Below are 13,340 nucleotides of genomic sequence, written 5' to 3' on the forward strand. Positions count from 1 at the left end.
CAAGTGCCTCTGACGCGGGGGCCGGTCCTCAGGGACCGGCCCCCGCTTTCCTTTTCCCGAAGGGGAGTTGGGCCCCACCCCGCCGACGAACGGCTCCGCTCGTAGGACAGAACTCAGGCGCTTGTGCCCGCGCCGGCCTCGGGCTCCTGCTCCTCCTCGTAGACGAACTCCTCCTCCGGGAGGAAGCCCGGCAGCCACTCCTCCAACTCCTCGCGGAGCCGGACCGTGGCGTTCAGCTGGCAGAGCACCCCGATCGTGCTGAGCGTGACGCGATGTATCAGCAGATAGGAGGGCGGCAGGTTCAACTGCTTCCCCAACTGGTGCGCCGGAGAACGCGGATCGGCGATCCGGGCCGCCTGGGTGCGCATCCAGCTCCGGGTGAAGGTGAACTGCTCCGCCTCCGCCGGCTCGATGATCGGCACCAGATACTCCAGCACCGCGTCCGGGTCGAGATCGATCGACTCCTTGACGAACCCCTCCGTGCGCAGGAGCTCGTACACCGTCTCGGCGTCGCCCTCCAGCGTCAGCCGCAGCGACTCACCTATCGTCTCGGGCAGTCCGCCGGGCAGCCGGTCCACCGTGCCGAAGTCCAGCACACCGAGCCGGTGTTCACCCCCGTCCACGGCCGGCGGCAGCAGCCGGAAGTTGCCCGGATGCGGGTCCGCGTGCAGCAGTCCCGTGCGGGCGGGGCCCGAGAAGAGGAAACGCGCCAGCAACTGGCCCGCGCGGTCGCGCTGTTCCTCGGTGCCCTCGGCGATCACCTCGGCCATCGGAGTGCCGTCCATCCACTCCGTGACCAGCACCTGGTCGCCCTGGTGCACCACATCGGGCACGACCACATCAGGATCGTCCGCGAACTCCTCCGCGTGCTCCCGCTGGGCCCCGGCCTCCAGCTCGTAGTCCAGCTCCTCCGACACCCGGTCCCGCAACTCGGTGATCAGGGGCTTGACGTCCATGCCCGGGATCAGCGGACCCAGCAGCCGTGCGAACCGGCTCAGCTGAGACAGGTCCGACAGCAGCGCCTCACCGGCCCCCGGGTACTGGACCTTGACGGCCACCTTCCGCCCGTCGTGCCAGACCGCCCGGTGCACCTGCCCGATCGAGGCCGCGGCCGCCGGCTTCTCCTCGAACTCCAGGAACAGCTCCCGCCACTCCTCACCCAGCCGCTCCGCCAGCACCTTGTGCACCGTGCTGGTCGGCATCGGAGGGGCCGCCTCCTGGAGCTTGGTGAGCGCCGCCCGGTAGGGCCCCGCCACCTCCTCGGGGAGCGCGGACTCGAAGACGGACAGGGCCTGCCCGAACTTCATGGCCCCGCCCTTGAGCTCGCCGAGCACCTTGAAGAGCTGGTCGGCCGTCCGCTGCTGGAGCTCGCGGCCCACCACCTCCGCGGACTTGCCGCCGATCCGCTTGCCCAGCCCCCAGGTGGCCCGCCCGGCGAAGCCCAGTGGCAGCGCGGCCAGCTTGGCGGTTCTGGTCACGGCCTTACGGGGAAGATCAGACATGCGCCCCTCCAAATCCCAGACGGCCGAGCCGCGTGCGGCGGTTACCGGTTACCGCACCATTGTGTCGTGCGGCGCGCCGGGCGCGGCCATGCCCTCTCCCTCCTGTTCTCCGGCGGCCCCGCAGGGGCAGCGGGGATGCGGCGCGATCCGCTCCGAACGCCAGTCGAGCAGCGGCAGGGTGATCTCCCAGCGCGCACCCGTGCTGGCCGGCAGCTCACCGTCCAGGAACGACAGCGCGTGAGCGGCGGTGAGACCGGCCACGGTGGTGGCGAGCCCCAGGTCACAGGCCGGTGTGACCGACGCCCTACGCCCCGAGCGCCACTGCGCCAGCATCAGCGGCCACCCCGGCTCCCGGGCGGTCCGCTCCTCGGTCAGACAACCCGCGCACGCCGTGCCGCCCGGCAGTACCAGCGGGCCCACCACCCCGGTGGCCTCCACAACTCCCGCGTAGAGATGCGGGGTCCCGGTGGCGATCCAGCGCTCGGCGGAGGCCGGGTCCGGGACATAGGCCGCCAGACCGTCCCGTGGGGCGACGATCACCAGCGACAGCCCCGCCCCGCCCCCGCCGACAGCAGCCGCCCGCTCGTCGGCGCGCTCCGGCCGCTCGGCCGCCCATCCGCCCGGGGCGTCGTCGGCGGCGCCCTCCTCCGCCCCGTCCGGATCGGCCGCCGTCCGCGTCCCGGACCCCGCCGCCCGGACGGATCTGCCGGGGGCCGAGCGCCGCACGAGCAGCCGGGCCGCCACGTCCCTGCGCTCACCGACCGACTCTGCGGGCAGCCCGCCCGGAGCCACGTCCCACGGCTCCGTACACCCGCTGTCCAGCACATCCACCCGGCCCACCCCCGAGGCCGAGAGAGCCGAGGCGACGGCCGCGCCGACCCGGCCGGCGCCGCGGACCTGGACCCGTGCGGTGCGCCGCGCCGCCAGCCGCTCCATCGCCGCACCCGGGTCACGGTGGGTGATGGACAGTGACGCCAGATCCGCCCGCAGGCGGTCGAGCTCGACCTTTCGATTCCGTAACGCTTCGGCGGCCCGTCCGCCCGCCGTGCTGTCGTCCAGCAGCCCGGCCGCCCAGAGACGGTCCACGAGGGCATCCGCCCTGCCGTCCGGCAGCCCCAGGCTCCGGGCCTCCTCCCGCAGCAGCGCCAGCCCCCGCGTGCCGTCGAGCAGGTCGAGAAAGCTTCCCGTGGCCGTATCGACGGGCCCCACCACCACCGCGTGCGCGGGTGTGATTCCGAACTGAACCGTCTGCCGCTCCCGCCAGGCCCGGCGCAGCGCGGGCTTCACCATTGGATGCATATTCATCTCCCCCGTGATGCCTGTCCGGCGATCGGATTCCAGAATGCAAGGAACTGGTGAGAGGTGCGAAGAGTTATCCACAGGCGTGGGGAATTAGACGATCAAATGATGGGTGCATGGAGTGGATCAAGATCGAAAGTCCCCCGCGGCGGGACGCTTCTCACTGACAGCGGGTAACGTCGAAGCGTGTCCGCCGACCCTTCCCCTCGCGTTGCGGGGGAATCCCCACCCCACAGCGCCGGAAGCGAAGAGCGCAGCGTGACCGGCCGCCCGCACCACGGAACGGCGACAAGCGCCGTCGAGGTCCGGCGCAGCGCCCGGCGCAGCAGGACCGTCTCGGCGTACCGCGAGGGCGACCGCACCATCGTGCTCATCCCGGCCCGGATGTCGGAGGCCGAGGAGCGTCGCTGGGTGACCGTGATGCTCGACAAGCTCGCGGCCCAGGAGAGCAAGCGCCTCCTCGGCGACAGCGATCTCACCCAGCGCGCCAAGCGCCTCTCCGAGCAGTATTTCGACGGCAGGGCCCGCCCCGCCTCCGTCCGCTGGGTCACGAACCAGAACACCCGCTGGGGCTCCTGCACCCCCGCCGAGGGCAGCATCCGCCTCTCGCACCGGTTGCAGGGCATGCCCGAGTACGTCGTCGACTACGTGCTCGTGCACGAGCTGGCCCATCTGCTCGTGCCCGGCCACGGCCCGCGCTTCTGGGAGTTGCTGGAGGCGTATCCGCGCACCGAACGCGCCCGTGGATATCTCGAAGGTGTCGTCGCCGCCGAGCGGCTCCCGCACCTGCCCGCCGCCCCCGGAGAGTGACGGCGGCCCCTTGCCGATCCTGTACCGAATGTGTACCGGTTGGACTCGATGTCGGACTCAACGGTTAGCCTGACGCGACGTGTTCAGCTCGGGATGGGGGACGGTCGTTACGCATGGCGAGGGAATTCCAACGCGGCCACAAGGCCAAGATCAGTGACCTCACGCCGGGGACCGATCTGTACGTAGGTGTGCAGATCGCGGCGCCCGGCCTGACGTTCGACATCAGCTGTTTCGGCCTCGACGCCAATGAGCAGCTCTCGGACGACCGGTATTTCATCTTCTTCAATCAGCCGAAGTCCCCTGAGGAATCAATCCAGTTGCTGGGCGCGCAGGCTGGCGACACCGAATCGTTCCGGGTCACGCTCGACCGCATTCCGGCGAGCGTCCAGCGACTGTCGTTCACCGCCACCGTCGACGGCGCCGGACAGATGTCCCAGGTGGGTCCCGGATACATCCGGATAGTCGCGGGCGGCGAAGAAGTCGTCCGGTACGCGTTCACCGGCTCGGAGTTCAGCACCGAACGCGCGGTGATGCTCGGAGACTTCTACCTCAAGGACGTCTGGCGGTTCGCCGCCGTCGGCCAGGGCTTCGACGGCGGTCTCGACGCGCTGCTCAAGAACTTCGGCGGCGAGGTCGCCGAGGAGGAGCCGGCCGCGCCCCAGCCTCCCGCCCAGGGAGCCGTCCCGTCGTTCGCCCCGCCGGCCGGCCCCGCGGCGCCCCCTCCGGCCTTCGGAGCCCCGCCCGCCCCGCCCGCGCCGCAGGCCCCCGCGCCCCCGCCGTCGTTCGGCGCGCCCCCTCAGGCTCCGGCTCCCGCGCCCCACCCCGTGCACGGCGCGCCGACCGTCGCCGCCCCGATGCCTCCGGCGCCCGCGCCGTCGCCCTACGCGCAGCCGCCCGGTCAGCCAGGGGCCCCGCAGCAGCCGCAGTTCGGCCAGGTCCCCGGCCAGCCCCCAGGACAGATCCCCGGCCAGGCCCAGGGCCAGTTTCCCGGTCAGGCTCCCGGCCAGTTCCCCGGCCAGGGACAGCCGCCCGGCGCCCCCTCGCCGTACGGGCAGCCGACACCGCCTCCGTACGGAGGCCAGCCCCAGGGCGCACCGCCCCCGGGCATGCCGCAGGCGGGCCAGCAGGCCGGCGCCGGTCTCCAGGAGGCCCTCCAGCCCTACCGCGAGGCGGCCACCGGGCAGCGCTGGACCCCGCAGAACCAGCAGCTGATGCGCGTCGACCTCGCCATGGGCGGCGCGCCCGTCCTGGCCCGCCAGGGCAGCATGGTCATGTACCAGGGCAAGGTCGACTTCGGCTACAAGGGCGCCGGCTTCACCGGCCGTATCGTCGGCAACGCCACCGGCCAGGAGATGCAGCTCATGCGCTGCTCCGGCCGCGGCCAGGTGTTCCTCGCCGAGGAAGCCTCACATCTGCACCCGATCGAGCTCCAGGGCGACGCCATCTGCGTCTCCGCGGAGAACGTGCTCGCCTTCGACGAGTCCCTTCAGTACGAGGTCCGCCGTATCGAGGGCCACGGCATCCCCGGTGGAGCCCTGTTCACCATGCAGTTCCAGGGCACCGGCACCCTCGTCGTGAAGACCCACGGTGTCCCGGTCGTCCTGCCGGTCACCCCCACGACCTTCGCCGACTGCAACGCGGTGGTCGCCTGGTCGGCCGCCTCCCAGGTGATCCTCTCCAGCCAGGTCCGGCTGCGCCGCAACGCGTATCCGGGACACAGCGGAGAGACCGTGAATCTCCAGTTCCGGGGAGCCCCCGGCAACTTCATCGTCGTCCAGCCGTACGAGGTCTGAGGGAGTCCGGCACATGAACCAGCAATTCGCGGGCTACGCCCCCACCCCCGTCACGGCGCGGATGGAGAACCACGGCCGCACCATGCTCAAGGTCGCCATGACCAGCGGACAGGACCTCTACGCGCGCACCGGCTCGATGGTCGCCTACGAGGGCTTCGTCCAGTACGAGCCCAACCCGCCCGCCGTGCGCCAGATCGCCGGCCAGTGGGTGACGGGCGAGGGCGCACCGATCATGAAGTGCGCCGGTGACGGCCTGCTCTATCTGGCCGACTACGGCGCCGACGTCGTCGTCATCAATCTGAACAACGACTCGCTCTCGGTCAACGGCACCAATCTGCTGGCCTTCGACGCGCACCTCCAGTGGGGCGTCGAGAAGGTCAAGGGTCTGGCGAAGTTCGCCGGACAGGGTCTGTGGAACGTGACGGTCGGCGGGACCGGCTGGGTCGCCCTGACCTCGCGCGGTACGCCGATCGTCGTGGACTGCGGCCGTGGCGAGGACGAGACCTATGTCGACCCCGACGCCCTCGTGGCCTGGTCACCCGGGCTCAAGGTGAAGGGCAAGCGCAGCTTCAAGGCCTCGTCCCTGATCGGGCGGGGCAGCGGGGAGGCCTATCAGATGGCCTTCTCGGGCCAGGGCCTCGTCGTCGTCCAACCGAGCGAGGACAGCACCGACCGCCTGCGGATCCGGGGCTGAGGGGGAGGGAGAACATCATGCAGAGCCCGCTTTTCGGACTCGCGGAAACGCAGTCCCAGGACCGCTACGTCGTACAGAACCCGCAGCTCCTGCGGGTGGCGCTCACCGGCCACGACGACGTCCTCGCCCGCAAGGGCGCGATGGTCGCCTACCAGGGACTCATCGACTTCGACGGTGAGTACCAGTCCCAGGGGCAGCGCCGCGCCAGGGCGAACACCGGCGAGGGCCTGGACCTGATGCGCTGCTCGGGCCAGGGGACGGTCTACTTCGCGAATCTCGCGCAGTACGTGCACGTGGTGGATGTCGACCAGGAGGGCATGACCGTCGACAGCGCCTATGTCCTGGCGCTCGACTCCACGCTGCACACCGAGGTCATCGCGGTGGACAGCCAGTACGGCATCTCCGGCTCCGGCAAGTACCAGCTCAACATCTCAGGCCGTGGCAAGGTCGCCCTGATGACGTCCGGGCAGCCGCTGATGATGCTCGTGACGCCCGACAAGTACGTGAACGTCGACGCCGACGCGATCGTGGCGTGGTCCTCCGCCCTGCGGGTGCAGATGCAGGCGCAGACGCACTCCTCGGGCGTACGGCGCCGGCGCGGCAACACCGGCGAGGGATGGGAGCTCAGCTTCCTCGGCCAGGGCTTCGCGCTCGTGCAGCCCAGTGAGGTCATGCCGCCGCAGAACGCGGAGATCGGGCAGGGCGCGCGTGCGCAGTTCGGCGTGGGGCAGCACGGCTCCCACGCGCAGAACCAGAACAACGTCTGGAACAACGCGCGCTGAGACCGCGGGGCGATCCGCCCCGCGGTCCCCTGGGGGGCGGTCTCCGCCGGAGGCCGCCCCTTCTCGCTCCTGTCGGCTGTTCAGCCGGGGACCTGCTCGGAGAGCGCGGCGCGGGTGCGCTCCAGCAGCCGTACGACCGACCTGTCGGCGACGCTCGCCACCTCGTCGTGGTCGAACCAGCGCAGAGCCAGTGACTCGTCGCTGATCTCCTCGACCGCGCCGGCCGGCGCCAGGGCCGCGTACTGGACATCCAGATGCCAGTGGCAGGGCGCCGGGAGCGCGTGCCGGTCGAGCCGGACGGGCCCGCCCGGCAGCAGGGTCAGCCCCTGGATCCCCGACTCCTCCGTGGCCTCGCGCAGCGCCGCCGCCGCGAGCGAGGCGTCCTCGGGCTCGCAGTGGCCGCCCATCTGGAGCCACATACCGAGCTTCTTGTGGAGGGTGAGCAGCACACGCTCCCGCGACGGGTCGATCACCAGCGCGCTCGCCGTGACATGCCCCACCTCACAGGATTTCCACATCCCGTCCGGACGGGCCGCGAGATGCTCCAGATAGGAATCGCGCAGCTCGTCCTGGCCGTCGTACGTCTCCAGTACGCGGACGGCGTCCTCGTGCAGACTCACTTGCCGCTGTCGCCCTTGTCCTCGTCGCCGCCCCTGCCCTCGTCGTCGGGCCGGTCACCGTCCTGCTCGGAAGGCGTCCCCGGGTCCTTGTCCAGCTTGTCCAGCTTCGGCCTGCCGCCCGCCGCCTCGCCCAGCATCGCGTCCAGCTCGGAGAAGTCCGCGTGCTCGTGGTGGACAAAACCGTCCGGATCGTCCAGGTCCGAGGCCGTCGGCAGCATGTCCGGGTGCTGCCAGAGCCCGTCGCGGCCGTCCACGCCCCGCGCGTCCGTGAGCGAGGCCCACAGCCGGGAGGCGTCCCGCAGCCGCCTGGGACGCAGCTGGAGGCCGATGAGGGTGGCGAAGGTCTGCTCCGCCGGTCCGCCGGAGGCGCGGCGCCTGCGCAGCGTCTCGCGCAGCGCGTCCGCCGACGACAGCCTGGTCCTGGCCGCCTCGTGCACCACCGCGTCCACCCAGCCCTCGACCAGCGCGAGCGCCGTCTCCAGACGGGCCAGGGCGGCCTTCTGCTCGACCGTGTCCTCCGGCTGGAACATGCCCTGCTGGAGCGCTTCCTGAAGCTGCTCGGGGTTCGACGGGTCGAGCTGGCTGACGGCGTCCTCCAGCTTGGAGGCGTCGACCTTGATGCCCCGGGCGTAGCCCTCGACGGCGCCGAACAGATGCCCTCGCAGCCACGGCACATGGGCGAAGAGCCGCTGATGGGCTGCCTCGCGCAGGGCCAGATAGAGCCGCACCTCGTCCTGGGGGATACCGAGGTCCTTGCCGAAGGCCTCGATGTTCAGCGGGAGCAGCGCGGCCTTCCCGGCCGGGCCCAGCGGCAGTCCGATGTCGGTGGAACCGACGACCTCGCCCGCGAGGACGCCCACCGCCTGCCCGATCTGCTGCCCGAACATGGCGCCTCCCATGGAGCGCATCATGCCGATCAGCGGCCCGGCCATGGCCTGCATCTCCTCGGGCAGCACATCGCCCATGGCGGCGCCCACGCGCTCGGCCACCGGGTCGACGAGCTGCTGCCAGGCGGGGAGGGTGGCCTCGACCCACTCGGCCCGGCTCCACGCCACGGTCGATCCCGCACCGGACGGCAGCGACGTCACGGCGTCCAGCCAGACGTCGGCCAGCCGAATCGCCTCCTCGACGGCGACGCGCTGGCCGGGGCCCACGCTGGAGTCCTTCGTGCCGTCGGGCGTGCCCTGCGAGACCGTCTGGCGGGCGATCTGCTTGGCCATGTCCCAGTTCACGGGACCGCCCTCGTAGCTGAGCATCTGGCCGAGCTGCTGGAAGGCCGCGCCCAGATCGTTGGGGTTCATCGACCCGAACATCGCCGCGAACGGGTTCTCCCCGCCCGGGCCGCCGGTGCCGCCCGGCAGGCCGAACCCCGAGAAGGGGCTGCCTCCGCGGCCTTGGCCGCCGCCACCCTGACCACCTCCGGCGGGGTCGTTCTTCTTGCCGTCGCCGTCTTCTGGCTCCTCCGGCGGAAGGCCGAATCCGAATGGGGTGTCACTCACGGGTTTCCTCGGCTCGTTGGGCCGCCGGCTTTTCCGCCGACAGCGACTGCCCGACACCACCCAGCGTAGACATCCGAGGCCGCATCCGGGCTCGGTGCTTCGCCGATGCTCGGCCTGCGGCAGGATGGACGCCACCTGGTACGTACGTGTTGTACACGTCCGTACTGAAGACAACCGCTGGAGACGCCCGGTGAGTTCCCCAGATCCGCAGGTTCGCGCAGCGCGAAACCGCTCAACCCCGACCCCGCCGCGCGGCCCCGTCGTCGCGGTCACCGGAGCCGCCTCCGGCGTCGGTGACCTGCTCACACGGCGCCTCGCCGCGTCCGACGAGATCAAGCAGGTCGTGGCGATCGACGAGCGGCGCGGCGAGGTGTCCGAGGCGCGGTGGCACATCCTCGACGTACGCGACCCGGCCATCGCCGAGAAACTGCGCGGCGCGGACGTCGTGGTGCACCTGGCGCTCGATCTGGACCTGGAGCGGGACGCGGCCGCCCGTACGGCCTACAACGTCCGCGGCACCCAGACCGTACTCACCGCCGCGGCCGCCGCCGGGGTGCACCGGGTCGTGCTGTGCACGTCGGCGATGGTCTACGGAGCGCTGCCCGACAACGACATCCCGCTGTCGGAGGACGCCGAGCTGCGCGCCACGGCGGAGGCCACGGGCGTCGGCGACCTGCTGGAGATCGAACGGCTCGGGCGCCGCGCGCCCCGCGCGCACCCCGGGCTGAACGTCACCGTCGTACGCCCCGCCGTCCTCGTCGGCGGCACGGACACCGCCCTGACCCGCTACTTCGAGTCGCCCCGGCTGCTGGTCGTCGCGGGCTCCCGCCCCACCTGGCAGTTCTGCCATGTCGAGGACCTGGTCAGCGCCCTGGAGTACGCCGCGCTGGAGAAGGTCGACGGAGAGTTCGCGGTCGGCTGCGACGGCTGGCTCGAACAGGAGGAGATCGAGGAGCTGAGCGGCATCCGCCGTATGGAGCTGCCGTCCGCCGTCGCCCTCGGCGCCGCCGCCCGGCTGCACCGGATCGGTCTCACGCCCTCCCCGGCGGGCGACCTCGCGTACACGATGCATCCCTGGGTCGTCAGCGTCAGCCGTCTCCACGACGCGGGCTGGCGTCCCCGCTGGACCAACGAGGAAGTCCTCGGCGCGCTCCTCGAAGAGGTCGAGGGCCGCCACACCGTCGCCGGCCGGCGACTCGGCCGCAAGGACGCCACGGCCGCCGGAGCCGCCGGTGCGACGGTCGCCCTGCTCGGCGCGGCAGCGGTGGTACGCCGCGCCCGCAAGGCCCGCCGGCGCCTCTGAGGCGTCCCCGGGGCGACCCCGCGCCACGAGTGCGACCATCTCGCCCGCAGCCGCCCACGCCCTTCCGACGTCCTCCGTAGGACGCCCGCACGGATGCTCCGAGGCAGGACTCTCCGGGCCGACAGGCTGACGGGCTGACGGGCTGACTGGCCTGGGGCCGTTCGAAGGCGCCATTACGCGATGCCCCTGCCGTACGGCACGATGGGCCGCATGGCAAGCAACGAGGCGCACCCGGGTGAGCAGGCGGCACAGGACCCCATCAAGCTGCTGGCGATCCGCGAGAGCCCGCTGTCCGTCGACGAGATCTTCCGGGCCGTCGGCGACGACGCGGCGGGAGGCACCGCCCTGTTCGTGGGAACTGTCCGGAACCACGACGGGGGCTCAGACGTCGACGCCCTCGGATACTCCTGTCACCCGACCGCCGAGGCCGAGCTGCGCCGGGTGGCCGAGAAGGTCGTCGCCGATCACCCCGTCCGCGCACTGGCGGCCGTCCACCGTGTGGGTGACCTCGCCGTCGGGGATCTGGCGGTCGTCGTGGCCGTCTCCTGCCCCCACCGCGCGGAGGCCTTCGAGGCCTGCCGCAAGCTGATCGACGACCTCAAGCACGAGGTGCCGATCTGGAAGCACCAGACATTCTCCGACGGCACGGAGGAATGGGTCGGGGCCTGCTGAGCCCCTTTCCCACAGCGATTTCAAGCCGCCTTTCCCACCCCGCCCGCAATGCTTCCGTACGGAGAGCGGCACCCTCTCGTCGCCCTCTGTTCCCATGTGGCCCGATTTGCGTAACCGCACCCCTGCGAGCAGCGTTGGAGCAGCAGATGGCTAATCTGCTGATCACTCGGTTCGCACACACACATGGGTAAGGAGGTCGGGATGGCCGCGCTTGCCTGGTTGCTCATTCCGCTCTTCGCCGCCATCGGCGCGGCGATATGGGGAAGCTGGGTTTCACGAGACCGAACCACCGGAGACATAGCCGAACTCGCCGGCTACGCGCGCTTCCGTGACGCGATGGCGAAGTCCCACCCCGCCACGACGGACGCCACCTGACGCGAGACTCCCGCACCCGTTGCCGGTCCGGCCGGCGTCCCTGTCCGCCCGCCCGCCCGGCGACGCGCCGGGGCCAGGCCGCCCCCGTACGGACCGGCCCCGAGGGTGCACTGAGGGACCCTTCCCGTACTGTCGTTCCATGCCACGCCGCACCGCGACGATGCTCGCCTCCACCCTCGTCCTCATCGCGCTGCTCTGCGCGGGAGTGTTCATCCCCGTTCCGTACGCGGAGATGAGTCCCGGTCCGACCGTGAACACACTCGGCGACGCGAATGGTGAGCCGGTGCTCCATATTTCCGGCCGCAAGACATATCCCACGTCGGGCCATCTCAATATGACGACGGTCAGGGTCACCGGCGCGGATTACAAGATGAATGTGGTCGAGGCGGTCTACGGCTGGCTGTCGCACGACAACATCGTCGTCCCGCACAACACGCTCTATCCGGACGGCAAGACGGAAGAGCAGTCGACGCAGGAGAACGCCGAGGAGTTCAGCCAGTCCCAGGAGAGCGCGAAGGTCGCCGCCCTGAAGGAGGAGAACATCCCCGTCACCTCGCGCGTCGTCGTCTCCGCGGTCGTCAAGGACAGCCCCTCCGACGGCACGCTGCACGCCGGTGACGTCATCAAGGAGGTGGACGGCGAGACCGTCCAGGCACCGCCGGACGTCGCCGAGATCGTCACCAAGCACCAGCCGGGCGAGGACGTGGTGTTCACCATCGTCCCGGCCAAGGTCGCCCAGGCCGCGGAGAAGGCCGGCAAGGAGCCCGAGGGTGCCGAGAAGGTGACGATCAAGACGGTGAAGTCGGACGAGGGCGACCGGGCCATCGTCGGCATCCAGGCCGGGACGGACCACACGTTCCCGTTCGAGATCGACATCAAGCTGGCCGACGTGGGCGGCCCGAGCGCCGGTCTGATGTTCGCGCTCGGGATCGTCGACAAGATCACGCCGGGCGATCTCACCGGCGGCAAGTTCGTCGCGGGCACCGGCACGATAGACGACAACGGCAAGGTCGGGCCCATCGGCGGGATCGGGATGAAGCTCGTCGGCGCGCGGGACGCGGGCGCGCGGTACTTCCTCACGCCGGACGAGAACTGTTCGGCCGCCGCATCGGACATCCCGAAGGGCCTCACGCTGGTGCGCGTGAAGAACATCAAGGACGCGACGGCGTCCCTGGAGAGGATCAAGAGCGGTGACACGGACGCTCTGCCGAGCTGCTCGACGAAGTAGCCGCACAGCGGGTCGGCCGGCGGCGGGTTCATCGGTGGGAGTCGCCGGGGCCGGGTCGGTCACAGCGGGCGCGGGCGAGCAGGGCATTCCCCGGACGGGGCCGCGTGCGCGGCCCCGTCCGGCGGTGGAGGGCGGGCTGCCGTTACGCCTCGAAGGTGGCGGCCAGGGCCTCCGCGAGGCCGGGCACCAGGCCGGCGCCGGTCAGTACCTGCGTCGGTGAGTCCTTCTCGCGCAGCCGCAGCGCCGAGTCCCGGGTCCCGTCACGCAGTACGGCGACCGTCATCCGTACCTCCTGGCGGTCCGGGTGGGCGGCGACCCAGTCCACGAGCCCGGACTCGTCGAGCCCTTCGGGCACCGACGCCTCGGCGGACGGTGGCAGCATCAGGCGCTCCACCGTGATCGCGCAGCCCGCCACGGCCCCGGGCCAGGCGATCGTGGCGAGGAACTCGTCGAGCGGGGTGCCCGCGGGGATCTCGTCCTGCTCGACGGGCGTGAGAAGGGCGGACGACGAGCCGTCGTTGAGACCGAGCTGGGTGGCCAGTTCCGGTTCGTCGGCCCGCAGCCGGGCCGTGTCGACGAGGGCGAAGAGCCTCGCCGGCTGGTCCCAGCCCAGGCCGGAGGCGTATTCGTCGATCTCCAGCACCGCGCGGGTGATGGGGGCCGAGGCGACCGGGCCCGACGCCGAAGGCGGCTCGTCGGACGAGGACGCGGAGGAAGAGTTGGAGGAAACGTTGGACATGGCGAACATCCTGCCTCCTTCCCA

At 71.2% G+C, this 13,340-nt stretch carries 13 protein-coding genes; 8 read left to right on the top strand and 5 right to left on the bottom strand.

Annotated elements, in window-relative coordinates:
* Window positions 1–113 precede the first annotated feature (113 nt).
* Window positions 114–1,502, bottom strand: coding sequence for an ABC1 kinase family protein (locus ACFWU9_RS28030; RefSeq protein WP_384323207.1), 1,389 nt, complete (start codon window positions 1,500–1,502; stop codon window positions 114–116).
* A gap of 48 nt (window positions 1,503–1,550) precedes the next feature.
* Window positions 1,551–2,801 (bottom strand): TOMM precursor leader peptide-binding protein, encoded by a 1,251-nt coding sequence (locus ACFWU9_RS28035; RefSeq protein WP_384323209.1) that lies wholly within the window; start codon window positions 2,799–2,801, stop codon window positions 1,551–1,553.
* Between the two features lie 186 nt (window positions 2,802–2,987).
* On the opposite strand from ACFWU9_RS28035, the gene ACFWU9_RS28040 reads away from it, so the two are divergent.
* The 4 genes from ACFWU9_RS28040 to ACFWU9_RS28055 all read left to right on the top strand — a co-directional run bounded on the left by ACFWU9_RS28040 (window position 2,988) and on the right by ACFWU9_RS28055 (window position 6,880).
* Window positions 2,988–3,611 carry a M48 family metallopeptidase gene (locus ACFWU9_RS28040; RefSeq protein WP_384323211.1) on the top strand — a complete coding sequence of 208 codons (624 nt, stop codon included), beginning with the start codon at window positions 2,988–2,990 and terminating at the stop codon, window positions 3,609–3,611.
* 113 nt (window positions 3,612–3,724) lie between these two features.
* Window positions 3,725–5,404, top strand: a complete 1,680-nt coding sequence (locus ACFWU9_RS28045; RefSeq protein WP_384323213.1) for a TerD family protein — start codon at window positions 3,725–3,727, stop codon at window positions 5,402–5,404.
* A 13-nt stretch (window positions 5,405–5,417) separates the two neighbouring features.
* Window positions 5,418–6,098, top strand: coding sequence for an AIM24 family protein (locus ACFWU9_RS28050; protein ID WP_384323215.1), 681 nt, complete (start codon window positions 5,418–5,420; stop codon window positions 6,096–6,098).
* A 17-nt stretch (window positions 6,099–6,115) separates the two neighbouring features.
* Entirely contained in the window at window positions 6,116–6,880 is a 765-nt protein-coding gene (locus ACFWU9_RS28055) for an AIM24 family protein (protein WP_384323217.1), read from the top strand.
* Window positions 6,881–6,960: 80 nt separating this feature from the next.
* On the opposite strand, the gene ACFWU9_RS28060 is transcribed toward ACFWU9_RS28055, so the two are convergent.
* Window positions 6,961–7,500, bottom strand: a complete 540-nt coding sequence (locus ACFWU9_RS28060) for an NUDIX hydrolase (protein ID WP_384323219.1) — start codon at window positions 7,498–7,500, stop codon at window positions 6,961–6,963.
* Window positions 7,497–8,999, bottom strand: a complete 1,503-nt coding sequence (locus tag ACFWU9_RS28065; protein WP_384323221.1) for a zinc-dependent metalloprotease — start codon at window positions 8,997–8,999, stop codon at window positions 7,497–7,499. The genes ACFWU9_RS28060 and ACFWU9_RS28065 overlap by 4 nt, the downstream gene beginning before the upstream one ends.
* A gap of 190 nt (window positions 9,000–9,189) precedes the next feature.
* On the opposite strand from ACFWU9_RS28065, the gene ACFWU9_RS28070 reads away from it, so the two are divergent.
* From ACFWU9_RS28070 to ACFWU9_RS28085, 4 genes are all read left to right on the top strand, one after another.
* A complete protein-coding gene (locus tag ACFWU9_RS28070) occupies window positions 9,190–10,302 on the top strand; it encodes an SDR family oxidoreductase (RefSeq protein ID WP_384323224.1) in 1,113 nt (370 codons plus the stop codon).
* A gap of 210 nt (window positions 10,303–10,512) precedes the next feature.
* Window positions 10,513–10,974: a molybdenum cofactor biosynthesis protein MoaE gene (locus tag ACFWU9_RS28075; RefSeq protein ID WP_384323226.1), complete on the top strand. Its 462-nt coding sequence runs from the start codon at window positions 10,513–10,515 to the stop codon at window positions 10,972–10,974.
* Window positions 10,975–11,175: 201 nt separating this feature from the next.
* A complete protein-coding gene (locus ACFWU9_RS28080; protein WP_384323228.1) occupies window positions 11,176–11,349 on the top strand; it encodes a hypothetical protein in 174 nt (57 codons plus the stop codon).
* A gap of 139 nt (window positions 11,350–11,488) precedes the next feature.
* Window positions 11,489–12,577, top strand: a complete 1,089-nt coding sequence (locus ACFWU9_RS28085) for a PDZ domain-containing protein (protein ID WP_384323230.1) — start codon at window positions 11,489–11,491, stop codon at window positions 12,575–12,577.
* A 142-nt stretch (window positions 12,578–12,719) separates the two neighbouring features.
* Here ACFWU9_RS28085 and ACFWU9_RS28090 read toward each other — a convergent pair whose 3' ends face one another.
* Complete coding sequence (locus ACFWU9_RS28090) at window positions 12,720–13,316, bottom strand: PPA1309 family protein (RefSeq protein WP_384323232.1); 597 nt, start codon at window positions 13,314–13,316, stop codon at window positions 12,720–12,722.
* Window positions 13,317–13,340 lie beyond the last annotated feature (24 nt).

It is taken from the genome of Streptomyces sp. NPDC058653 (genome assembly GCF_042716895.1).
Classification (GTDB): Bacteria; Actinomycetota; Actinomycetes; order Streptomycetales; family Streptomycetaceae; genus Streptomyces.